General features: G+C 74.9%; 19 protein-coding genes and 2 pseudogenes. 11 read left to right on the forward strand and 10 right to left on the reverse strand.

Annotated elements, in window-relative coordinates:
* Positions 1-259: 259 nt before the first annotated feature.
* Together ACFWMZ_RS12665 and ACFWMZ_RS12670 are read left to right on the forward strand one after the other, a co-directional pair.
* The gene (locus tag ACFWMZ_RS12665) at positions 260-907 is read left to right on the forward strand and encodes a TetR family transcriptional regulator (RefSeq protein WP_383201305.1); all 648 of its coding nucleotides are present in this window, start codon (positions 260-262) and stop codon (positions 905-907) included.
* Positions 908-1,266: 359 nt separating this feature from the next.
* Positions 1,267-1,941 (forward strand): pyridoxal 5'-phosphate synthase, encoded by a 675-nt coding sequence (locus tag ACFWMZ_RS12670; RefSeq protein WP_383174382.1) that lies wholly within the window; start codon positions 1,267-1,269, stop codon positions 1,939-1,941.
* Positions 1,942-2,000: 59 nt separating this feature from the next.
* Here the strand turns inward: ACFWMZ_RS12670 and ACFWMZ_RS12675 are convergent, their stop codons facing one another.
* Both ACFWMZ_RS12675 and ACFWMZ_RS12680 read right to left on the reverse strand, forming a co-directional pair.
* A complete protein-coding gene (locus ACFWMZ_RS12675) occupies positions 2,001-2,444 on the reverse strand; it encodes a peptidoglycan-binding protein (RefSeq protein ID WP_383201308.1) in 444 nt (147 codons plus the stop codon).
* A 198-nt stretch (positions 2,445-2,642) separates the two neighbouring features.
* Positions 2,643-3,542 (reverse strand): GNAT family N-acetyltransferase, encoded by a 900-nt coding sequence (locus tag ACFWMZ_RS12680; protein WP_383201311.1) that lies wholly within the window; start codon positions 3,540-3,542, stop codon positions 2,643-2,645.
* 248 nt (positions 3,543-3,790) lie between these two features.
* Here ACFWMZ_RS12680 and ACFWMZ_RS12685 point away from each other — a divergent pair, with 248 nt between their 5' ends.
* On the forward strand, positions 3,791-5,146 hold the full coding sequence (locus ACFWMZ_RS12685) for a flavin-containing monooxygenase (protein ID WP_383201314.1): 1,356 nt from the start codon (positions 3,791-3,793) through the stop codon (positions 5,144-5,146).
* Between the two features lie 12 nt (positions 5,147-5,158).
* On the opposite strand, the pseudogene ACFWMZ_RS12690 reads toward ACFWMZ_RS12685, so the two are convergent.
* Positions 5,159-5,703, reverse strand: a pseudogene (locus ACFWMZ_RS12690) (MFS transporter); the annotation flags it as partial.
* Here ACFWMZ_RS12690 and ACFWMZ_RS12695 point away from each other — a divergent pair.
* Positions 5,690-6,040 (forward strand): annotated as a pseudogene (locus ACFWMZ_RS12695) (helix-turn-helix domain-containing protein); the annotation flags it as partial. The pseudogenes ACFWMZ_RS12690 and ACFWMZ_RS12695 overlap by 14 nt on opposite strands.
* Positions 6,041-6,060: 20 nt before the next feature.
* Here ACFWMZ_RS12695 and ACFWMZ_RS12700 read toward each other — a convergent pair.
* The 3 genes from ACFWMZ_RS12700 to ACFWMZ_RS12710 form a co-directional block, all read right to left on the reverse strand.
* Positions 6,061-6,537, reverse strand: a complete 477-nt coding sequence (locus tag ACFWMZ_RS12700; RefSeq protein WP_383174372.1) for an ATP-binding protein — start codon at positions 6,535-6,537, stop codon at positions 6,061-6,063.
* A gap of 524 nt (positions 6,538-7,061) precedes the next feature.
* Positions 7,062-7,589: an EF-hand domain-containing protein gene (locus tag ACFWMZ_RS12705; RefSeq protein ID WP_383174369.1), complete on the reverse strand. Its 528-nt coding sequence runs from the start codon at positions 7,587-7,589 to the stop codon at positions 7,062-7,064.
* Between the two features lie 243 nt (positions 7,590-7,832).
* Positions 7,833-8,207: an STAS domain-containing protein gene (locus ACFWMZ_RS12710; RefSeq protein WP_383201316.1), complete on the reverse strand. Its 375-nt coding sequence runs from the start codon at positions 8,205-8,207 to the stop codon at positions 7,833-7,835.
* Positions 8,208-8,681: 474 nt separating this feature from the next.
* On the opposite strand from ACFWMZ_RS12710, the gene ACFWMZ_RS12715 reads away from it, so the two are divergent.
* On the forward strand, positions 8,682-9,269 hold the full coding sequence (locus ACFWMZ_RS12715; protein ID WP_383174363.1) for an RNA polymerase sigma factor: 588 nt from the start codon (positions 8,682-8,684) through the stop codon (positions 9,267-9,269).
* Positions 9,266-10,396 carry a maleylpyruvate isomerase N-terminal domain-containing protein gene (locus ACFWMZ_RS12720; RefSeq protein ID WP_383201319.1) on the forward strand — a complete coding sequence of 377 codons (1,131 nt, stop codon included), beginning with the start codon at positions 9,266-9,268 and terminating at the stop codon, positions 10,394-10,396. The genes ACFWMZ_RS12715 and ACFWMZ_RS12720 overlap by 4 nt, the downstream gene beginning before the upstream one ends.
* Positions 10,397-10,442: 46 nt before the next feature.
* Here ACFWMZ_RS12720 and purU read toward each other — a convergent pair whose 3' ends face one another.
* Positions 10,443-11,348 (reverse strand): formyltetrahydrofolate deformylase, encoded by a 906-nt coding sequence (gene purU, locus ACFWMZ_RS12725; protein ID WP_383174357.1) that lies wholly within the window; start codon positions 11,346-11,348, stop codon positions 10,443-10,445.
* 106 nt (positions 11,349-11,454) lie between these two features.
* Positions 11,455-11,955, reverse strand: a complete 501-nt coding sequence (locus tag ACFWMZ_RS12730) for a hypothetical protein (RefSeq protein ID WP_383174354.1) — start codon at positions 11,953-11,955, stop codon at positions 11,455-11,457.
* 115 nt (positions 11,956-12,070) lie between these two features.
* On the opposite strand from ACFWMZ_RS12730, the gene ACFWMZ_RS12735 reads away from it, so the two are divergent.
* Positions 12,071-13,360, forward strand: coding sequence for an ABC transporter substrate-binding protein (locus ACFWMZ_RS12735; protein WP_383201321.1), 1,290 nt, complete (start codon positions 12,071-12,073; stop codon positions 13,358-13,360).
* A gap of 27 nt (positions 13,361-13,387) precedes the next feature.
* Here the strand turns inward: ACFWMZ_RS12735 and ACFWMZ_RS12740 are convergent, their stop codons facing one another.
* Positions 13,388-14,947 (reverse strand): hypothetical protein, encoded by a 1,560-nt coding sequence (locus ACFWMZ_RS12740; RefSeq protein WP_383201324.1) that lies wholly within the window; start codon positions 14,945-14,947, stop codon positions 13,388-13,390.
* Between the two features lie 274 nt (positions 14,948-15,221).
* On the reverse strand, positions 15,222-16,604 hold the full coding sequence (locus ACFWMZ_RS12745; RefSeq protein WP_383174346.1) for a transcriptional regulator: 1,383 nt from the start codon (positions 16,602-16,604) through the stop codon (positions 15,222-15,224).
* A 441-nt stretch (positions 16,605-17,045) separates the two neighbouring features.
* On the opposite strand from ACFWMZ_RS12745, the gene ACFWMZ_RS12750 reads away from it, so the two are divergent.
* The 4 genes from ACFWMZ_RS12750 (at position 17,046) to ACFWMZ_RS12765 (ending at position 21,147) form a co-directional block, all read left to right on the forward strand.
* Positions 17,046-17,708, forward strand: a complete 663-nt coding sequence (locus tag ACFWMZ_RS12750; protein WP_383174343.1) for a bifunctional DNA primase/polymerase — start codon at positions 17,046-17,048, stop codon at positions 17,706-17,708.
* A gap of 177 nt (positions 17,709-17,885) precedes the next feature.
* Entirely contained in the window at positions 17,886-18,305 is a 420-nt protein-coding gene (locus tag ACFWMZ_RS12755) for a DUF6003 family protein (protein ID WP_383174340.1), read from the forward strand.
* 299 nt (positions 18,306-18,604) lie between these two features.
* A complete protein-coding gene (locus ACFWMZ_RS12760; RefSeq protein WP_383201327.1) occupies positions 18,605-19,456 on the forward strand; it encodes an ABC transporter ATP-binding protein in 852 nt (283 codons plus the stop codon).
* A complete protein-coding gene (locus ACFWMZ_RS12765; protein ID WP_383201329.1) occupies positions 19,453-21,147 on the forward strand; it encodes a transporter in 1,695 nt (564 codons plus the stop codon). Before ACFWMZ_RS12760 ends, ACFWMZ_RS12765 begins: the two co-directional genes overlap by 4 nt.
* The last annotated feature ends 133 nt before the right edge of the window (positions 21,148-21,280 follow it).

Raw genomic sequence — 21,280 nt, forward strand, 5'->3', positions numbered from 1 at the left:
GGCGGCCGACCCGGGTGCGCGCGCCACGGACGAGAGGTAGGGCGGCGGCACCGGCACAAGGTGCGGGGAATCCTCCGGACAACAGTCCGCACACCTCCGCGCACACCCCGCCGAAAAAGCGTCCGCGCGCAATACGAGGGCCATATTCCGGAGCCGTTCGCGGGCCCCTTTACCCCCTCACGAAGGCCATTTCCCTTGGCCCAACCCCATTTGCAGTCGATCGAATCGCGCTCTGTTGGGCCGTCGGTAAGCTGACAGCATGACAGGACAAGTACGCACCGTCGACGGCCGAGTGGCCGGGCGACGCGGTCAGGCGACGCGTCAGAAGTTGCTCGACTGCCTCAGCGAAATGCTCAACTCGTCGCCTTACCGGGACGTCAAAGTCATCGATGTCGCCCGCAAGGCCGGAACATCACCCGCGACCTTCTACCAGTACTTCCCCGATGTGGAAGGGGCGGTGCTGGAGATCGCCGAACAAATGGCCTCGGAAAGCGGCTCTTTGTCGGAAGTCCTGGAAGGGCGCAGCTGGGTCGGGAAGGCCGGGTGGCAGACCGCCCAGGACTTCGTCGACGACTTCCTGGACTTCTGGAAGAAGAACGACGCGATCCTGCGCGTGGTCGACCTGGGCGCGGCCGAGGGCGACAAGCGGTTCGCCAAGCTCCGCGTGAGGATCCTCAACTCGGCGACGACTCCGCTGACCGGTTCCATCAAGGAACTCCAGGCGAAGGGCCGCGTCGACAAGGGCATCAACCCCGCCGCGGTCTCCGGCGCCCTGGTCGTGATGCTCTCCGGCGTCACCTCCCAGCTCAAGGGCTTCCAGACCTGGGGCGTCAAGCAGGCCGACCTCCGCCCCAACCTGGCCCACCTGGTCCACCTCGGCGTCACCGGCAAGAAGCCCACAAAGTAACCCGAGCACAACACCGGGCCGCCCTGACCTCCGCCCGCGGCTCCCCGGACTATCGGGCTCCCGGCCCGTCGGCCCCGCCTGTCGGCCCCCGCCCGACCCGCCCGGTCCCGGACCCACGCCCCGCCGAAACCCCCCGCAGGGGAAACGGTCCGCCCCCTGCACCTCCCCCCTGTCCTGTCTGCACGACGGCGTCCCGCCCACCGGCGGGACGCCGTCGTGGCATCACCACCCCGGCCGACCACACCCAAGCCCGGCCGGCGCTTGAGGCCACCTCAGCCCACCCGGCGCCCGAAGCCAAAACCCAGCCCGGCCGGCGCTTGAGGCCAATCCGAGCCCGGCACATGGGCAACCATCCCCGCATGACCACCCCAGCCGAAGCCCTCGAAGCCCTGCTACGCCAACAGCACCCCTGGCAGAACAACCCCCCTGCCTTCGACCCGACCACAGCCCCGGCGGAGCCCCTCCCCCTGTTCGTGACCTGGTTCGCCGAAACGGTCGAGGCCGGGCAGCCGGAACCGCACACCCCGTCCCTGGCCACGGTGGACGTGGAGAACGCCCCGGACGTCAGGACGGTGACCCTGCGCGGCGCCGACGCACGCGGCTGGCGCGTCGCCACCCGCGCCGACAGCCGCAAGGGCCGCCACCTGGCGGCCTCCCCCCAAGCCGCCCTCGGCTTCTACTGGCCCGCCCAGGGCCGCCAGATCCGGATCCGCGGCCCGGTGCTCCCCGCCTCCCCCGAGGAGTCCCGCGCCGACCTGCACGCCCGCTCCACCGGCGCCCTCGCGGCGGCCCTGACCGGCCGCCAGAGCGACCCCCTCGGCTCGCTGGACGAGCTGGCCGACGCCTCCCGGGAGGCGTGGCGCACGGCGGAGGCGGAGCCGGAGACCGACGTACCGCAGTGGACGGTGTACGTCGTGGCCGCCACCGAGGTCGAGTTCTGGCAGGCCGACACCGCCCGCCGCCATGTCCGCCTCGCCTACCGCCGCCCGTCCCCGTCCACCGCCACCTGGACCAGGCAGCTCCTCTGGCCGTGACCGGGGCGCACCCGCACGCACCGGAGCGCGGCCCCGGTGCGTGCGGGCGGCGCCCAGCCTCAGAGCTTGTTGGCGAACCGCTTGAACGCGGCCTTGGTCCCGGCCCCGGCGATCCCGTCGACGGCGCCGGTGTAGCCGTACCGCGCCTTCAGCAGGCGCTGCAGCGCCTTCACGGTGTCCTTGCCGACGATGCCGTCGATCGGTCCCTGGTAACCGTTGTACTTCTTGAGGGGCCGCTGGATGCCCTTCCAGCTCTCGGTGCCGAGCAGCCCGTCGATGGCGCCCTTGTAGCCCCAGTCGGCCTTGATGTTGCGCTGGACCTTCTTGGCCTCCGCGGAGGTCAGGCCGAGGTTGTTCACGGCGCGCGGGGCGACGGCCGCCACCGCGCTCACCGCGGGCTGGGCGGCCGAAGCGGCGGCGCCGGCCCCGGCGGCGGCAAGGCCCCCGGCCGCGATCGCGGCGGCGGTGGTGACGCTGACGAGCGTCCTGGTCAGGGCACGCATGTGTTTCCCCTTCGGTGGGCGGAGAGCCGACCGCACCCGGCCTGCTCGCCCCCAGCTTGCGGGCGCCCGTCCCGCGGCCACCACGACGCACCGCGAGGTGACGTCCGTACGGGACGTCCCGCCCGCCGACCTGCGGGGACGCCGGCCGGAGAGGGAGACGGTGGGACGCTCGCGCCTGCCCCACCGCCCCGGTGGCGCCTACTCCCCGGCCGGGCCCGACGCGAAGGCGTACTCCTCGAACTCGGCCACCGGTTCGTACCCGAGCCGCCGGTAGAGGCCGTTGCTGGTCGGGTTGGCGAGGTCGGTGAAGAGGACCGCCTCGTCGCCCCGGGCGGTGACCCGGGCGCTGAGATCGGCGGTGACGGCGCCCGCGTAGCCGCGGCCGCGCAGCTCGGGCGGGGTGTAGACGGTAGCGACGCGGGCCGACCCGCCCACCGGCAGGGTCGCCACCGCCATCGCGACGGGTCGCCCCTCGTCCTCCCAGAGCCGGATGCCGCCCCTGGCGAGCGCCGCGTCCACCCAGACGTCCGCCGCGAGCCCGACGGTCAGCCCCACGTCGTCGGCGAACCCCTCGTACCACCGCTCCAGCGTCGCCCGGTCGCCCTCCCCGGCGGTGCGGGCGCGGCCGGGCGGCGGGGCGGGCCGGTGGAGGGTGCCGAGCCGGTAGAGGCGGGTGCGGAAGGCCAGGCGGGAGACGTGGCCGGTCAGCCGGGTCCACTCCTCGGCGAAGGCACGCGCCGGCTCCGGCCGGGCACGGACGCCGCTGGGCACGGGCCCCTCGTCCCCGGCCAGCGACCGGGCCAGCTGGCGCGCCGCCGTCTCGTCCCCACCGATCAGCGAGGGGGGCCACGGCGGGGTCCAGAGCAGGGCGGCGTACGCGGCGCCGGGCGCCTCCCGCCAGCCGAACCGCGGCGCCACGTCGCCGTAGAGGCCCATCCCCTGCCGGGCGAGGGCGTCGGTGACGGTCAACGGGACGGTGTGCAAAGCGGGTTCGGAGCGCAGGTACGGCCCGGCGGCCGTCAGGAACTCGCCCAGCGACTCCGTACGCCGCCAACCGGCCGCCTCGTCGGGCCCGTTCGGGCCGCTGCCACTCGTCATGCCGCACTCCTCGTCCCGCCCGCGGATGACCCGCGGGCGCCCGCCGCTCCGGTCCCGGCATCTTCACAGCGCGGCCAGGCCCCCGCCACCGGATTGCCCGCCGCGTCACCCGGCGGTCACACCAACTCGACAGTGCCACCGGCGATTTCCGGATACATCCCGCCACTTCCGCGACCGTGACCCATTCGCAACGGGTTTCGGCCGCCCAGGCCGCCCGCCGGCCGCCAGGGTCACTACGCTCGACGCTCATGACCGACGCTCAGCCCCTCACCGCCCCCACCCCCGCGCACACCGTGCACCCCGTGTACGTGATCGGCGGCGGGCCCGGCGGGCTGGCGGTCGCCGCCGAGCTGCGCCGGCGCGGGGTGCGCGCCGTGATCCTGGAGAAGGCGGACGCGGTCGGCGCGGCCTGGCGCGGCCACTACGAACGGCTGCGGCTGACCACCACCCGGCGCCACTCGGCCCTGCCGGGCGTGCCGCTGCCGCGCTCCTTCGGCCGCTGGACCTCCCGCGCCGACCTGGTCCGCTACCTCGACACGTACGCGGAGTTCCACGAGCTGGAGATCGTCACCGGCGTCGAGGTGGCCCGGATCTCGCCCGCCGAGGGCGACCTGTGGCAGCTGGAGGCGTCCGGCGGGCGGGTGCTGACCGGCAGCGCGGTGGTCGTCGCCACCGGTTGGAACCACACCCCGTACCTCCCGGCGTGGCCGGGGCGCGACACGTGGACGGGAACGTTCCTGCACGCCTCCCGCTACCGCGACGCCCGCCCCTACGAGGGCCAGGACGTCCTGGTCGTCGGCGCGGGCTCCACCGGCTGCGACCTCGCCGCCGACCTCGCCGAGGGCGGCGCCGCCCGGGTCCGCCTCGCCGTCCGCACACCCCCGCACCTGCTGCGCCGCTCCACCCTCGGCTGGCCCGCCCAGCGCTCCGCCCGGCTGGCCCGGCGCATCCCGGCCGGGCTCGCCGACGCCCTGCTGCGCCTGCACCGGATCGGCGTGCCCGACCTGGCGCGGCACGGCCTGCCGCGCCCGGCGGACGGCCCGTACAGCCGGGCCAAGGCCGGGCGGACGCCGGTCCACGCCACGGAGTTGGCGGCGCTGGTGCGGCGGGGCGCGGTCGAACCGGTCGCCGCGGTCGAGGCGTTCGACGGCGCCGAGGTCGTCCTCGCCGACGGCGAGCGGATCACCCCGGACACCGTCATCGCGGCCACCGGCTACCGGCGCGGCCTGGAGGACCTGGTCGCCGGCCTCGACCTGCTCACCCCAGACGGCCTGCCCGTCACCACGGCCCCCCAGGCGCCCGAGGCCGCACCCGGCCTGTACTTCACCGGGTTCGCGGACCCGGTCGACGGCGCCCTGCGCCACCTCGCCCGGGACGCCGCCCGCACCGCCCGGGCCATCCCCCGCGACCGGGCCCGGCTGGTGCGGGCCCGCGCCAAGGCCGCCGCCGAACAGGCCAGGTCCGAGGCGAAGGCGGAGCGGAAGGCGGGGCGGTCCGGGCGGAAGGGCGGGGACGGCACGGAGACGGCACCCGCACCGGAGACGGCGGCCACCCCGGACGCGCCGGACGCGGCCACCCCCGACAAGGACTCGACCCCCGCCTGACCGGGCCGGCGGTCAACGCGCCCGCGTACGCCGGATCATGAGGGCGAGCAGCGCCGCCATGGCGCACAAGGCGCCCGAGGCGTACCACACGACGTCGTACGAGCCGAAGACGTCGCGGGCCACGCCTCCGGCGAAGGCGACGGCGGCCGCGCCGACCTGGTGGGAGGCGAGGACCCAGCCGAAGACGATGGCGCTGTCCTCGCCGTACCGCTCGCGGCACAGGGCCATGGTCGGGGGCACGGTGGCGACCCAAGACCATCGGCGGGCGGGACGTCGGGGGCCAGCAGCATCGGCAGGAGGAGCAGGGAGACGCCGCACAGGGCGTAGTACACGGCGAGCAGGCGGCGGGCGTCGAAGCGGTCGGTGAGCCAGCCCGAGGCGACGGTCCCGATCACGTCGAAGACGCCGATGACGGCGAGCAGCGAGGCGGCGGTGACCGGCATGCCGTGGTCGTGGGCGGCGGGCACGAAGTGCGTCTTGACCAGGCCGTTGGTGGAGGCGCCGCAGATCGCGAAGGTCCCGGCGAGCAGCCAGAACGTCCCCACGGCGGCCGCCCGCCGGTGGGCGCTCTCCCGGCTGCACGAGACGATCAGCCTGCGCGACCTGGCGGCCCGCGAGTCGGTGTCGGTGCGGACCCTCACCCGGCGGTTCCGCGACGAGGTGGGGCTCAGCCCGGGCCGGTGGCTGGTCCAGCAGCGCGTCGAGCGGGCCCGGGCGCTGCTGGAGACCAGCGATCTGCCGGTGGACCGGATCGCCCGGAACTCCGGCTTCGGCACCGCCCAGTCACTGCGCCAGCACCTCCAGGCGGCGATCGGGGTCACCCCGACCGCGTACCGCCGCACCTTCCGGGCCGACGAGGCCGGCCCGGCCGGGGGCGGGCCGGGCGGGCGCTGAGCGGTGCCGGGCCCGGCCGGTCAGGAGCCCTGCGGCACCGCGTACCCCTGGGCTCGCACGGCGGCCGCGTCGAAGGCCGGGGCCGGGGCCGGGGCGTGCGGGTCGATCTCGCACCAGATGCGCTTGCCCTCGCCCTCGGGCTGCCAGCCCCAGCGGTCGGCCAGCCCATCGACCAGCTCCAGGCCGCGCCCGTTGGTCTCGTCGCGGTCCGCGTGGCGCTGGAGCGGCGGGTGGCCGCTGGCGTCAGCCACCTCGACCCGGACGGTGCCGGGCGGGCGGTCGGGCGCGGCCGGGAGCTGTATCCGCAGCACGGCCGGGGAGCCGGTGTGCACCACCGCGTTGGTGACCAGCTCGGACACGATGAGGATCAGGGTGTCGGCGAGCGCGTCGTCGACACCCGTACCGGGGCCCGTGAGCCGGGAACGGGCCCATCTGCGGGCCCGCCCGACCTCCGCGGGGTCGGGCCCGACCTCCAGCTGAACTTGAAGCACCTGCACCGCTCACACCATCCGAACCGGCGGACACATCGCCTCGCGCCTCCACAGGGTCACGGAACGTGATCCCTCGGAGAGACAGCATGGTTGACGTACAGTCACCCCAACAAGCGCTTCGGGCATATTCCAGCGCGAAGGAGTACGCGTGCTGCATACTGTGCGACGCGTGCCGAGGGGAGTCGAACACGAGGCTTCCCTGCCTCGCCATGCCCGGCGACCGGCGCGCGCGACGGGCTGCGGGGCCGCCTCGTGGGCGCCACCGGGCCGCATCGGACGCCGTACCGCTCGCATCTGCCCCAAGGTACCCGAGCGACCGGGTGACTCCATGCCGTGACGGGTGGCCGCGAGGACACGACCCGGTATCGACAGACCGTGACCGCGTGCTCCCCCGGCGCACGCCGTGGATACCCGTCCGCCTCCGCGGCGCCGACGGCCGTCCCCGGAAGCGCCGCTGAGCGCCGTGCACTCTCCCATCCTCGAACGCGCCCTCGCTCCGGCGCGTATGCCCTTGTCCCCCCGGACCGCCCTCACAGGTCCCGGGCGTCGGGGTCGGCGGTGGTGAAGTAGGCGGCGACGGCCTTCAGCAGGCGGTCCTCGCCGATGCGGCCCTCGTCGCCGTCGAGGGTCTCCACGGCGGTCGTGGCCGCGTCGGGCTCGATGCCCAGCGCCGTGAGCATGCGCACGGTCTGCGTCCGCCCGGCGGCGCCGTCCTCGCCGCCGTCGGCGACGGCCACGGCGGCCCGCACGAAGGGGCGCGCGATCTCGGCGAACCGCTCGGGGCTGTCCCGCAGCCGCTTCACCGCGCTGTGCGCGAACTCGGAGCGGGTGATGCGCTGGTCGCCGTCGCGGTCCGCGATCCCGGCCAGCCCCTGCCAGAGGGCCTCGGCGCCGTAGTAGAGCGCCTGGCCCTTCTCGGAGCGGGCGGTGGCGCCGAACTCGGTGAGCAGGGCCGCGGCGGCGGCGCTGAAGTCCTCGCGCGAGATGTGGCCGTTGCCGTCCTGGTCGAACACGGTGAACCTGGCGGCGATGGTGCGCTGGTACTGGGCACTGTCCATGGGCTGGGGGACCGCCTCTCGATCGGTCTGGGCTGCGGTTCCTGACGTGGCGGGGCGCCCGGGTCGGGGCGCCGGCCACCGTCTGGGAGCGTACGACGGCACGGCCTTGACCTGGGCCGATTCAGGGAAGTCTGTGCCAGGACCGCAACACTGCGGGCGTCACGGGTGACGCGGCGGTCGCGGTGCGCCACCGGGCGGTCACGGCGCGGGGCCGGCGCGGGCCGGCGCGGGCCGGGGGCGGGATCAGGCGGTGAGAGGGCTCGCCTGCTCGTCGAGGGCGGCGGTGACGTCCGGGTAGACCTCGAAGAGGCGGCGTACGCCGAGCGCGGCGAGGACGCGGTTGACGTGCGAGCCGTCCTCGGCGCCCTTGGCCGGGAGGATCAGCCGCAGGCTGCCCTGGCAGGAGCGGATCAGGCGGCGGGTCGCGATCAGGACACCGACGCCGCTGGAGTCGCAGAACAGGACGTCGGAGAGGTCCAGGACGAGTTCGTGCCGTCCCTTCGCCACCACGTCGTGGATCCGCTGGCGCACCACCGGGGAGCTGACCAGGTCGAGTTCGCCCGCCACATGGAGCACAGCCCACCCGCCGTGCTCCGCGTCGGTCACCGTGAGCGCCACGCCGTCCTGCCTCCCGCTCGCTGATCCGGAAGCCATTCCTACGCTTCCGCTTCGTACGCGACTGCCCGGTCGCACACCCATGAAACACCCCCGTGCGTACGGTCCATGATCCAGCACACCCCGTCATGGCCGAATACCGCCCCTCCCCTGTCGACGTGGCCGGTTCCGGTCGCTTCAGCGGCGCGATCAGCACGGTCACGCCGTCCCGCGCGCCCCCTCCCGTACCGTGCGCCCCGGCGGGCGCCGGACGGTCCCCCGGCCACGCGCGCCTCCCAGGACCGGCCTCCGGAGGCTGCCGCACCCACTACCACCAGCGCCTCCCTCCCGTCAGCACATTCCGGCAAAGGGGGGTGTGAAAGCGTTCCGCGCACTACATTGCCTTCCAGAGCCCGTGTGCGCACAGGCACCGGAGAAAGGCCGGCTCGGTCCGGCCCGCTCCGGACGCCCGGGTTCACCGGACCGGGAGGGGGCCCTATGACCACGCGGCCGACGCGGACGTCACGCGACTGGGACCGGCAGACGCGCCAGCGCCTCATCGACGGCGAGGCGGCCGCCCTCGGGGAGCTCTACGACCGGTACGCGCCACTCGTGCACAGCCTGGCCCACCGGGTCCTGGAGGACGAGCGCGCCGCCGACCGCGTCACCCGGGACGTCTTCACCCACGCCTGGGAGCGCCCGGCCGACTTCACGCCGGGCGAGCGGTCGCTGCGCTCCTGGATCGCCTCGCTCGCCCACCACCGCGCGGTCGAACTCCTGCGCGCCACCGGCGCCGCCGAGCACGCCGTCACCGGCAACGGCACCGCCGAGGAGCTGGAGGCGACCGTCAGCAGGGCCGCCACCGCCGCCCGCGCCGACTACATCGTCACCGCCATGCCCGTCCCGCTGCGCGCCGCCCTGAAGCTCGCCTACCACCAGCGGCGCGACCACCGGCAGACCGCCGCCGACCTGGGCGTCAGCGAGGAGGAGGTCCGCCGCAGGCTCCGCCTGGGCCTGCAGATGCTGGCCACCGCGGCCGCGCCCCGCCCGCCGGGCGCCCCGCCGTCCTTCTCCGGTGCGATATGACCGCCACCCGGCTCGACGTCGACCACCGCGCCCTGATGTCGTACCTCGGCGCCTGGGCGCTCTCCGCCTGCTCGCCGCAGGAGGCGGAGGCGGTCGAGAGCCATCTGCCCGAGTGCGCCCGGTGCGCCGAGGAGGCCCGCAGACTGCGCGGCGCCGTCGGCCTCCTCCACCACGAGGAGCCGCTCGACCTCGACCCGGGGCTGCGCGCCCGCGTCCTGGAGGCCTGCCTGGACCGGCGCCCGCCGAAGATCCCGGTGCCCCCGTGGGCGGCGGCGTACGACACGGAGACGGCGCGGCTGGACGCGCTGCTCCAGGACATCCAGGACGCCGAGTGGCACGCGCCGGTGCGGTTGCGCTGGTTCGAGGGCGAGGAGCAGGTCGGCCGGCGGACCACCGTCGCCGGGGTGATCGGCCACCTGATGACGGTCGACGGGCTGGTCGCGGTCGCCCTCGGCATGGAGGACCCGCTCGGCGCGCGGACCCCGGCCGACCTGGTGGCGCCCGCCGCGCGCACCGAGGCGCTGTGGAACGCCTCCCCGCTGCCGCAGACCCGGTCGGTGCGCGGGCCGTGGCGGGAGCAGAGCCACCGGCTGGTCAGCGCCCTGTCGCTGGAGAGCGACCGGTGGGCCACCGTGGACGTGGCGTACGGCGGTTACGCGCTGCCGCTGCGGGACTCCCTGCTGGACCGGGCCTTCGAGTGCTGGGTGCACGCGGAGGACATCGCGGCGGCCGTGGACTACCCGTACGAGCCGCCCAAGCCGCGCCATCTCCACGGGATGATCGACCTGGCGGCGCGGATGCTGCCCGGGGTGATCGGGCAGCGGCGGGCGGCGGGGCGCGGCCGGGGGGTGCGGGAGCCGGGCGGGGTGCTGCACCTGGAGATCGAGGGCGCGGGCGGCGGTGACTGGCTGATCGGGCTGGACGGGGAGCCCGTTCCCGCCGGGCCGTCCGGGGAGGCCTGGGCGGACGCCGGGCGGGCGGTGGCGCACGTGGCGCTGGACGGCGTGGAGTTCTGCCGCCTGGCCGCCGGGCACGTGCCGCCCCGGGAGGCGGCGGCCGGGCAGGACGGCGACATGGACGCGGTCCACGAGGTGCTCATCGCGGCGGCGTCGCTCAGCCGGATGTGAGGCGGGGCGGGCGGCGCGCCCGGGGCGGTCCGGGCGCGCCGGGGCCTCAGGCGAAGACGACCGTGCGGTGGCCGTTGAGGAGGATGCGGTGCTCGGCGTGCCACTTCACGGCGCGGGCGAGCGCCTGGCACTCGACGTCGCGGCCGACGGCGACGAGCTGCTCGGGGGTGACCTCGTGGCCGACCCGCTCGACCTCCTGCTCGATGATCGGGCCCTCGTCGAGGTCGCTGGTGACGTAGTGCGCGGTGGCACCGATCAGCTTCACGCCCCGGGCGTGCGCCTGGTGGTAGGGCTTGGCGCCCTTGAAGCTCGGCAGGAAGGAGTGGTGGATGTTGATGATCCGGCCGCTGAGCTGCTTGCAGAGGTCCTCGGAGAGGACCTGCATGTAGCGGGCGAGCACCACCAGCTCGACCCGCTCCTCCTCGACCAGGTCGAGGACGCGCTGCTCGGCCTCGGCCTTGGTGTCCTTGGTGACGGGGATGTGGTGGAAGGGGATGCCGTACGACTCGACCAGCTCGGCGAAGGTCGTGTGGTTGGAGACGACGGCGGCGATGTCCACCGGGAGCGCGCCGCTGCGGGCGCGGAAGAGCAGGTCGTTGAGGCAGTGGCCGAACTTGCTGACCATGAGGACGATCCGCATCCGCTCCTCGGAGCGGTGGATCTGCCACTCCATCCGGAACGAGTCGCCGATCGCGGCGAAGGAGGCGCGCAGCTTCTCCACGGAGACCGGGGACTCTGCGGAGAACGAGACCCGCATGAAGAACAGGCCCGTGTCGTGGTCGCCGAACTGCTGACTGTCCTCGATGTTGCAGCCGGTCATGAAGAGGTAACTCGACACGGCGTGGACGATGCCCTGCTTGTCGGGGCAGGCGAGGGTGAGGACGTAGCTGTCGGTCGGCTCCTCGGCGGAGCCGGACGGCGCGGCGGCGGCCGGAACGGGCTGGTCAGTCATGCCCGCCAGGGTCCCACACCCGGGGGTGTGGCGGGCGGGACGTCCGAGGCGTGGCCTGCCGCGCGCGGCGCCCTCGGGCACCGCCCGCGGCAGGCGCCCGGGCCCGTCAAGCGGCGCGCTTGAGCGTGGTCAGCGCCTCCAGCGTGCGCGGGGGCGCGTCCGGGTCGTCGCCGTCGCCCGTGGCGAGCGCCACATGGGCCTGGCGGGCGGCGGTGACCGCCTCTGGCCAGCCCGGGTGCGCGAGGTAGACCGGGACGGCGGCGTCCGGGCCGACCTCGTGGAGTATCCGCAGCACCTTCAGGACGGCGGCGTCGACCAGTGCGGCCTCCTGGGCGTCGCGGAAGACGGTGCCCACGTACTTGTCGGCGGACCAGTTGTCGAGCCAGGTGTCCTCGACCAGGCGGTAGACGGCGTCGGTGACGTCACCGTAGCCGGGGAGGCCGGCGAGCCAGACGGTCTGCTGGAAGGCGGCGTCGGAGAGCATGTGCAGCCCTGAGCGCACATTCAGGCGCCAGCGCCACCACGGCATGTCGGTCATGGGCATGCCGCCCATGGTGGAGGAACGGCGGGCACGACGGGAAGACTTCTCCGAGCTTTGCACGGTCATGGATGGTACGTTCCCGGGCAACCCGCCCGCCGCGCACCCCCAATTCACCTGCCCGTCACGCCCTGTTGTGCACGGATGACGCCAGGTGTCGCCCGGGAGGGGGAGCGTGCGGCCCATGACCGGCCGCCGCCCCAGACCCTCGCCCGCCCGCGGAACGCGCCGCCCGCGCCGGGCGCTCGCCCTGACCGCCGCCGCGTCGGCGCTCACCGCCGGTTGCGGCCTGCTGCCCGCCGACCCCGCCGGGGGCGGGCGGGAACCGGTCACGGTGATGACGTGGGCGCCGGAGCGGACGGGGGCGACGGACAAGCCGGGGATGCCCGCCATGGCGGAGGCGTTCGCCCGCTGGGTCAACGCCTCGGGCGGCATCGACGGGCACGAGCTGAAGGTGGTCACCTGCGACGACGGCAACGACAGCGTGGGCGCGGCGGCGTGCGCCCGGCGCGCGGTCCGCGAGGACGTGGTCGCCGTCGTCGGCTCGTACAGCCAGCACGGGCGGTCCTTCCTCTCCCCGCTGGAGGCCGCCGACATCCCCTACATCGGCGGGTACGGGGTGACCGGCGAGGAGTTCACCAGCCCGCTCTCCTATCCGGTCAACGGCGGGCAGGCCGCGCTCCTCGCGGGCAACGGTCGGCAGCTCGGCGAGGCGTGCGGCCGGGTCTTCCTGGTACGGCCCGACACGGTGGCGGGCGACGCGCTGCCGAAACTCCTCGACGCGGGGCTCGCCGAGGCGGGCGCCGAGCGGGCCACCGACGTCCCGGCGCCGGAGTCGGCCCGCGAGTACACCGCGCAGGCCGAGCGGATCCTCGCCGCCGCCCCGTCCGGCTCGGCGAAGCCGGACTGCGTCACGGCGGTCCTCGGCGACCGCACCGACACCTTCTTCGACACCTTCCGCCGGGCGCGCGCCGACGGCGGCCGCGACGTGCGGCTCGCCTCCGTCCTCGGCAGCGTCGACCAGTCCCTGGTGGACCGCACCGGGGGCGCCCGCGGCCCGTACGAGGGCGCCTACGTCACCGGCTGGTACCCGGTGGCCTCCGACGACCGGTGGGCGCCGATGCGCCGCGTCATCCGCGAGCACGCCTTCGACGACAACCGCGTCGACCCGGCGGACGCGGGGGTGCAGACCACCTGGATCGCCTACGAGGTGCTGCGCCGGGCCGTCGCCGAGGCCGACGCCGACCGGGTCACCGCCCGCGACGTCCATCGCGTCCTGGACGACGGGCTGAGCGTGGACACCGGCGGCCTGACCCCGAAGCTCCGCTGGCGGTTCGAGGACCTGCTGGCCGCCCGCGACCATCCGCGGCTGGTCAACGCCGAGGTCACCTTCCAGACCGTGCGCGCGGGCCGACTCACCGCCTCGGGCACGGGCCCGCACGACCTGACGGGGACGCTGAGCGGCACCCCGTAGGCCGTGCGGCGGCCCGGCCGCGCCGGGTCAGAGCTGGGTCGGGGTGTGCTTGGTCAGACCGTACTCGGCGGCGATGGAGTTCCAGAGCGGGGCGGCCTCGTTCTTGGCCTTGGTCGCCTCGCCGCTGGCGCGGTTGCCCGCGGCCTGCTGGCCGGTGGGGCGGGCCTGGCCGCCGCGGCAGCCGCGCTTGCCCTTGGTCTGGTCGGCCCAGGTGGCGTACCGGTTGTCGGCCTCCGCCGACGCCTTCCACGCCTTGGTCAGCGAGGCGGTCAGCCGCTGGTGCTCGGGCAGCTTGTCGACCTGTATCTCGCCGAGCCGCCGCACCAGGTCGTTGCGCTGCTTGGCCGCGTCCCGCAGGTCGGAGGCGGCCTTGTCCAGCGACTCGCACTTCTGGATGTTGGCGACGGAGCGGATCACCGCGGCGCGGCTGTTGTTGCTGTCGGCGAGGAGCTTGTCGAGGGTGACGGCCTGCTCGCGGACCGGGTCGGCGGACGGGGAGGGCGACGGCTTCTCCTCGGCGGGTGCCGAGGCCGACACGTTCTCGGGCTCGCCGGTCTTCTTCTCCTCGTCGCCGCCTCCGTTGAGCATCGCGCCCGCGCCGAGTCCGACGACCGCGACGCCGACCAGGACCGCGGCGACCAGCGGCCCCTTGGAACCGGTACGTCCCCGGGGCGGCTCGCCGCCCTTGCGGGTCGCGGCCCGTCCGGCCGGGGGCTGGGCGGGGCCACCGTACCCGGCGCCGGGCTGGGGCGCGCCGGGGTCGAACCGGGGCATCTGCTGCGTGGCGCCCGCGCCGTCGTCGCCGCCCGCCGGGGCGGAGCGGAAGAGGTTGTCGAACTCGGCCGGGGGCTGCCGCTCGCCGGGCTCCTGGCCGTACCCGGCGGGCGGGGCCTGGGCCGGGACGGGCGCGATGTACTGGGTGGCGCCCTCGTCCGGGGAGGCCGGGGCCTGCCCGTGCCCCGGCCCTTGGCCGGCGCCGAGGTACCGGGTCGACTCGGAGGGCGCCTCGGGCGGCAGCGCGCCGGGCAAGGGGCCCGCGCCCGGGCCGGGCGGCACCGGCGGCAGATACTGGGTGGCGCCCTCGTCGTAGGGCTGCGGCTGCGCGGGGGCGGCGGGCACCGGCGCGATGAACTGCGTGGCGTCCTGGTCGCCCGCGGCGGGCGGCATCGGGGCCTGCTGGGCGGGCGGCAGCGGGCCCGCGCCCTGCGGGGCCTGGGCGGACGCGCCGGAGCCGTACTGCTGGTAGGGCTGCTCGTGCTGGGGCGGGTAGCCGTACCCCTGCGGCTGTCCGGCCTGCTGCGGGGGCGGGTAGCCGTACCCCAGCGGCGGCCCCGCCTGCTGCGGCGGCGGGTAGCCGTACCCCTGCGGCGGCTGGGGGGCGCCCCACGCCTGGGAGTCCCCCGTGCCGTATCCGCCGGGCTGGTGGGCGGGAGCGGACTGCTGCTGTCCGGCGTCGGGAGCCTGGCCGCCCCAGCCCTGGGCGTGGTTCTGGCCCTGGCTCCGGCCCCACGGGGAGGTGCCCGCCGGGTCGACGGGGTCACCGGTGGTTCCGGGCAGCAGGGGAGAGCTGCCGTCGCCGGGGTGCACGACACCTTCGCGTGCCGTACCCGTCGGGCGTGGGTGCGGCTCTGCGCCCTGTCCGCTCTGACTCACCGAGGACTCCTACGTAGGGGGGAACTTCGTCATCGCCGGTTTACGCTACCGGGTTCCCTCCGTACGGTGCCACGCAGCTCAGGGCGATCCGGCCCCGTCGGGAGGCCGGGCCGACGGGGTGTAACAGAACGCGGACCGAAGGCGCTGTTGACGGCCATCCGGCGGCCATCGGCCGTTCACGAGCCGAATCTGGGGAGTCCGCTCCACGTCAGGCCACCCGTAGTTCGAGCCGGGCGCCGAACTCCCGCACCACCGGCTCGTCCTGGAAGGGCGTCAGCCGCTGCTGGAGGTCGTCCAGGTACTCGGTGCCGCGACTGGAGCGGAGCGTGCCGAGGAGTTCGGCGGCGCGGGTGCCGGTGTGGCAGGCCCGCTCGATGTCCCGCTCCTGGACCTGGGCGGCGGCGAGCAGGGTGAGGCCGATGGCGCGCCGCCTGACGCGGGTGACGGGGTGCCCGGCCAGGGCCTGTTCCGCGTACCGGGCGGCCTGTGCCGGGCGGCCCAGGTCGCGGTGGCAGTGGGCCAGTTCGTCCGCGAGGTAGGCCGGGTCGAAATGGCTGATCCACACCGGGTCGTCGGCGCTCTCGGTGCCGGCCTGCTCCATGGAGTCGGCGGCCCGGCCCATCGAGGCGTCGGCCGCGGAGGCGTCGCCGAGGAGGGCGTGGCCGCGCGCCTCGGCGGCGTGGAAGAGGGCTTCGGCGCGCGGGGTGGCCCGGCCCTTGGCCCCTTCCTGGGCGGCGCGGGCGAGCTGGGCGATCTCCCGCGGGTTTCCCAGCTGGGCCGCGAGGTGGCTCATGGAGGCGGCGAGGACGTACCCGCCGTAACCGCGGTCGCCCGCGGCCTGGGCGAGGCGGAGTGCCTGGATGTAATAGCGCTGGGCCAGTCCTGGCTGTCCGGTGTCGACGGCCATGTATCCGGCCAGCTCGGTGAGGCGGGAGACGGCCGAGAACAGCTCGCGGCCGACCGCCTCGCGGTAGGACCCGGCGAGCAGGCCGGAGACGACGCTGTTGAGGTAGTGGACGACGACGGGCCGGACGTGGCCGCTGCCGTACTGGTGGTCGAGGTCGACCAGGGCCTGTGTCATGGCCCGGACGGCGGCCACGTCGGACTGGCCGACACGCGGCCCCGCCTGGCGGCTGACCTGCCCGTCGGGGACGGAGATCAGCCAGTCGCGGCTGGGCTCCACGAGGGCCGATGAGGCGACCGTCGAGCCGGAGAGGAAGTCGCGCCGGCCGACGTCGCTGCGCCACAGCTCGCAGACCTGCTCGATGGCGCCGAGCACCGTCGGCGAGAACTGGAGGCCGACGCCCGAGGCGAGGTTCTTGCCGTTGGCCATGCCGATCTCGTCGATCGTGACCGTACGGCCGAGTTTGCGGCCGAGTGCCTCGGCGATGATGCCCGGGGCGCGGCCGCGTGGCTGCTGGCCGCGCAGCCAGCGCGCCACGGACGTCTTGTCGTAGCGCAGGTCCAGTCCGTGTTCGGCTCCGCACATGTTGACCCGGCGGGCGAGACCGGCGTTGGAACAGCCCGCTTCCTGGATGAGCGCTTGCAGCCTTTCGTTGGGCTGGCGCGCGACGAGTGGCCTGGCGGCCATGGCGTACCCCCTGCTGTGCACCGTGGACCATCGGATGGGCCCTGAGGGACCCGCTCCCTCAGGCGGTGGTGGCTGTCTGTCACCGTCCTGGCGTGATCAATGCCCGGACAGTGCGCGGAAGATGCGCGCTTATCCGGAAATGCCCCTCTGTCCGTTCCTTCGAACGAACGCGCTGTGTACCGTTCTTCACCCTCGCGAGTGAGGTAGCGGTCCCGAACCCCGTTGGCGCCGGGGCTCGTCGGGCCGGTACCGGCGTACGGACACGCCGACCCGCCCCACCCTCTCCCCGTCCTGGCTACCCCTGGCCCGCCCCCGTCGCCCGTACGCGCCCCCGGAGATGCCCCCGTGCGCCCCGGGTGCGGAACCGATGCGCCATCCCGGCGCACACCCGGCCCGTAACCGGAGGTGGGTGCGGGAGTTGAGCTGGGCGTGGAAGAGACCATGGGAGTCACAGCGGCCGGGCAGATCCCTCAGCAGCGCGGCGAGGCACTGCTGGACACGGCGGTGCGGTACGCCGAGGAACGCCATTGGGACGTGGTTCCCGGCGCCTGGCTGGAGGCGGTCGCGGGCTCCGAACGCTGCTCCTGCGGCGAGCGCGCCTGCCCCGCGCCGGGCGCACACCCGGCACACCCGACGTACGCGGAGTGGGCGGCGCAGGCCACCGGGAGCGCCACGGTCGCCCGCAAACTCTGGGCGAAGCAGCCGCGCGCCTCGGTCCTCCTCCCCACCGGCCGCACGTTCGACGCGATCGACGTCCCCGAGACCGCCGGGTTCCTCGCGCTGGCGCGGATGGAGCGGATGGAACTGGCGCTCGGCCCGGTCACCCGCAGCCCCGACCGCCGCATGCAGTTCTTCGTCCTGCCGGGCGCCGCCGCCAAGGTCCCCGACCTGGTCCGCGCCATCGGCTGGCTCCCCGCCCGCCTCGACCTGACCGTCCTCGGCGAGGGCGGCTACGTGGCCGCGCCCCCGACCCGGTTCGGCGGCGCGGGCGCCGTCCAGTGGGCCTGCCGCCCGACCCCGGCCAACCGCTGGCTCCCCGACGCCGAGGACGTCATCAGCCCGCTGGCGTACGCGTGCGGGAGGGATGCGGGCGCCGGGGTGTGACCCCGGGCGCGCCGCGCCGGGGTCCGTAAACGCCGCGTGCGCTCCCCAGCCCCTAGGGCTCCTCCAGGCCGCAGGGCTCTCACTCCTCCGGTCCTCGCGGCGTCCGCCTGTCGTGGGACGCCCGGGCCGGGGTACGTGTGCGGCACGGCACTGCTCGACTCTCCCTGAGGAGCCACGATGACCGATGACGCGTACCTGGTACTGCTGGAGGGACCGGCGGCGACGCTCGGCGCTCCCGTGGCGGCGGTCGGCCCGCTCGCCTGCCTCGACACCCCCGCGGTCCGGGCATGGCTCGCCGCCCACGAGGTCACGGCCACCTCACCGCTGCTGCGCGTCGTCCCGCCCGAGGAGACGGCCGCCCTTCCCGAGGACGCGGAGAAGCTGCCCGTCCCCCTCGGCGCCGGGGAACTGAGCACGGTACGCACCCGGAACGCCCCCGAGGCCGTCGCCGACGTCGAGCGCGAGCTGCTGGCGTACCGCTCGTGCACCGAGGACCGGGAAGGGCTGCTGCGGCGGGCGCTGGGGGCCGGGATCCCGGCGCACCGGGTGGCGGAGCTGACGGGGGAGGAGCTGGTGGTGGTGAAGGCCGCGGGGTGAGATGCGGCCGGCGAGGGGCTGAGGCGGCCCGGCCGGGCGGTCCGGCACGTGCCCGCCGAAGGGTCGGTGGAGGTGAGCGGGAGGGGCGGCGCATGTGGGTCGCGCGTCGGGCCGTGCGTCTTCCGCACCTCCCCCATACGCCGCCCACCTGCGACGACACCCACTTGCCCACAGGCTGGCGGCCTCCCGTCGGACCCCTCTGAAGGGGTTGTCCACAGGCTCCTCCCCACTTTTCCCTTCGCCCGTAGGGTGAATGTCATCGGGGCGGGACACCGCCGACGGGGACGAAGGGGCTGGACATGACCAGGGAAGCCGAGCAGGCCCGAGCACGTGACGCGGCGGCCGCGACCGCCGCCTCGGGCGCGGAGATGACGCCGGGTGCGACCGTCCCGGCCGTGCGGGTGCGCGGCCTGTGGAAGCGGTTCGGGCAGCAGACCGCCGTGGCCGGAATCGATCTGGAACTGCCCGCGGGCAAGTTCGTCGGCCTGCTCGGACCGAACGGCGCGGGCAAGACCACCACCCTCTCCATGGTCACCGGCCTGCTCCGGCCCGACGAGGGCACCGTGGAGGTGGTGGGCCGCGACGTGTGGCGCGACCCGGCCGAGGTGAAGGCCCGCATCGGCGTCCTGCCGGAAGGGCTGCGCCTCTTCGAACGGCTCTCGGGGCGGGAACTCCTCGCCTACATCGGCCGGTTGCGCGGTCTGCCGGGCGAGGTCACCGACCAGCGCGCCACCCAGCTCCTGGACGTTCTGGGCCTCGCCGGCTCGCAGCACAAACTGGTCGTGGACTACTCGACCGGCATGCGGAAGAAGATCGGTCTCGCCTCGGCGCTCCTGCACAACCCGGAAGTCCTCTTCCTGGACGAGCCCTTCGAGGGCGTCGACCCGGTCTCCGCCCAGACCATCCGGGAGGTGCTGGAGGGATACACCGCGTCGGGCGCCACCGTCATCTTCTCCAGCCACGTCATGGAGCTGGTCGAGTCGCTCTGCGACTGGGTCGCGGTGATGGCCGCCGGTTCGATCCGGGCCGACGGCGCGCTGGCCGAGGTGCGCGGCGACGCGGAGTCCCTGCAGGCCGCCTTCCTGGAACTGGTCGGCGCCCAGGACCGCAGCACCGGCGGCACCCTCGACTGGCTGGGCGGTGCGCGATGAGCGACCACGCCGCGACGGCGCCCGTGCCCCTGTCCCCCACCGCCTCCGGACCGCCACCGCCCCCGCCGGGCGGCCGGCCCCTCACGGCCACCCTGGTCCGCCTCAAGCTCTCCCTGCTGCGCAACGGCCTGCGCCAGTCCTCGGGCCGGCGCGCCGCCTACATCGCCTCCGCCGTCGTCTCCCTGCTCTTCGCCGCGCTGATCGTCCTCGGCCTGGTGGCGCTGCGCGGGTACGCCTACGCGCCGACGGTCACGCTGATCCTGACGGCGGCGCTGGCGCTCGGCTGGGCGGTCATGCCCCTGTTCTTCCCGAGCGGCGACGAGACGCTGGACCCGACCCGCCTGGTCATGCTGCCGCTGCGCCCGGAGCCCCTGGTGCGCTCGCTCCTGGTGGCCTCACTGGTGGGGATGGGCCCGCTCTTCACCCTCTGCCTGCTGGTCGGCTCCCTGGTGGCGCTGGCGCACGGCTGGGCCGCGGCGGTGGTCGCGGTGCCCGCGGGGGTGCTGACGCTGCTGGTGTGCGTGGCGCTGGCGCGGGCCGTGGCCGCCGCCAACACGCGGCTGCTGACCAGCCGCAAGGGGCGCGACCTGGCCGTGCTCAGCGGGCTGATCATCGCGGTCGGCGCCCAGGTGGTGAACTTCGCGGTCCAGCGCATCGGTTCCGTGGGCGGCCTCTCCCAGCTGGACCCGGCGGTAGCCGTCCTGCGCTGGATACCGCCGGTGTCGGCGCTCTCCTCGGTGGACGAGGCCGGACGCGGGGCGTGGGGCCCGGCCCTGGCGCAGCTCGTCCTCGCCGTGGCCGCCCTGGGGCTGCTCCTGCTGTGGTGGCGGCGTTCGCTGACGAAGCTGATGACGGCTCCCGACGGCTCGACCCTCGGCGCCGCCGACGGCCCCGCCCGCAAGGGCCGCGGCGACCGCGCCTCCCGCCTGACGGTCTTCGCCTACGCGCTGGCGCCCTCGGGCCGGGACCGGGAGCGGACGGCGGCCGCGATCGAGCGGAGCCTGCGGTACGTGTGGCGCGACCCGAAGACCAAGGCGGCGTGGATCACCTCCCTGGCGATCGGCCTGATCGTCCCGGTGTTCAACGCCGTTCAGGGCAGCGGCTCGGTCTACCTGGCGTGCTTCGCGGCGGGGATGCTCGGCGTCCAGATGTACAACCAGTTCGGCCAGGACACCTCTGCCTTCTGGATGGTCGCGCTCACCCTCTCCTCCGCCCGCGACGCCTTCGTGGAGCTGCGCGCCCGCGCCCTGGCCCTGCTGACGATCACCCTGCCGTACGCGACCCTGGTCACCGTCCTCACCGCCGCCCTGCTCGGCGCCTGGCGGGAGCTCCCGGAGGCGCTGGGTCTCTCCTACGCGCTGCTCGGCGCCATGACGGCCACCGGGGCCTGGGCCTCCGCGCAGTACGCGTACTCCATCCCGCAGGAGGGCAACAAGAACGTCGCCCCCGGCCAGGCGGGCCTCGCCTGGATCAGCATCCTCGGCGGCATGGTCGCCGGCGCGGCACTCTGCCTGCCGCTGCTGGGCCTGCAGATCGGGCTGCACCTGGGCGGCGCCCATGACTGGCTCTGGGTGATGCTCCCGGCCGGAGCGGTCTACGGCGCGCTGCTCGGGTACGCCGGGCTGCGGCTGGCGGCGCCGCGGACGGCGGGGCGGCTGCCGGAGATTCTGGGGGCGGTTAGTAAGGGGTAGGGGGGTGGGGGTGAGGTGGGGTGAGGTGGGGGTGGGAGGGGCGGGGGGGGAGGGAAGCCCCCCCAGGGGAAACCCAGAAGCGATCCCCATCCCCGCCTCCCACCCCGCCTCACCCCACCAACCCCCCACCCCC

Source organism: Streptomyces sp. NPDC058373 (assembly GCF_042723275.1).
In the GTDB taxonomy this organism is placed as follows: domain Bacteria; phylum Actinomycetota; class Actinomycetes; order Streptomycetales; family Streptomycetaceae; genus Streptomyces.

Excerpts from the sequence above, each read along its gene's own strand:
- ACFWMZ_RS12715 (WP_383174363.1), top strand. The coding sequence starts at position 8,682 with ATGACCACGCGGCCGACGCGGACGTCACGCGACTGGGACCGGCAGACG.
- purU (WP_383174357.1), bottom strand. The coding sequence starts at position 11,348 with ATGACTGACCAGCCCGTTCCGGCCGCCGCCGCGCCGTCCGGCTCCGCC.
- ACFWMZ_RS12705 (WP_383174369.1), bottom strand. The coding sequence starts at position 7,589 with ATGGACAGTGCCCAGTACCAGCGCACCATCGCCGCCAGGTTCACCGTG.
- ACFWMZ_RS12680 (WP_383201311.1), bottom strand. The coding sequence starts at position 3,542 with ATGACGAGTGGCAGCGGCCCGAACGGGCCCGACGAGGCGGCCGGTTGG.
- ACFWMZ_RS12730 (WP_383174354.1), bottom strand. The coding sequence starts at position 11,955 with ATGACCGTGCAAAGCTCGGAGAAGTCTTCCCGTCGTGCCCGCCGTTCC.
- ACFWMZ_RS12665 (WP_383201305.1), top strand. The coding sequence starts at position 260 with ATGACAGGACAAGTACGCACCGTCGACGGCCGAGTGGCCGGGCGACGC.
- ACFWMZ_RS12750 (WP_383174343.1), top strand. The coding sequence starts at position 17,046 with ATGGGAGTCACAGCGGCCGGGCAGATCCCTCAGCAGCGCGGCGAGGCA.
- ACFWMZ_RS12765 (WP_383201329.1), top strand. The coding sequence starts at position 19,453 with ATGAGCGACCACGCCGCGACGGCGCCCGTGCCCCTGTCCCCCACCGCC.
- ACFWMZ_RS12735 (WP_383201321.1), top strand. The coding sequence starts at position 12,071 with ATGACCGGCCGCCGCCCCAGACCCTCGCCCGCCCGCGGAACGCGCCGC.
- ACFWMZ_RS12745 (WP_383174346.1), bottom strand. The coding sequence starts at position 16,604 with ATGGCCGCCAGGCCACTCGTCGCGCGCCAGCCCAACGAAAGGCTGCAA.
- ACFWMZ_RS12685 (WP_383201314.1), top strand. The coding sequence starts at position 3,791 with ATGACCGACGCTCAGCCCCTCACCGCCCCCACCCCCGCGCACACCGTG.
- ACFWMZ_RS12670 (WP_383174382.1), top strand. The coding sequence starts at position 1,267 with ATGACCACCCCAGCCGAAGCCCTCGAAGCCCTGCTACGCCAACAGCAC.
- ACFWMZ_RS12720 (WP_383201319.1), top strand. The coding sequence starts at position 9,266 with ATGACCGCCACCCGGCTCGACGTCGACCACCGCGCCCTGATGTCGTAC.
- ACFWMZ_RS12760 (WP_383201327.1), top strand. The coding sequence starts at position 18,605 with ATGACCAGGGAAGCCGAGCAGGCCCGAGCACGTGACGCGGCGGCCGCG.
- ACFWMZ_RS12675 (WP_383201308.1), bottom strand. The coding sequence starts at position 2,444 with ATGCGTGCCCTGACCAGGACGCTCGTCAGCGTCACCACCGCCGCCGCG.
- ACFWMZ_RS12755 (WP_383174340.1), top strand. The coding sequence starts at position 17,886 with ATGACCGATGACGCGTACCTGGTACTGCTGGAGGGACCGGCGGCGACG.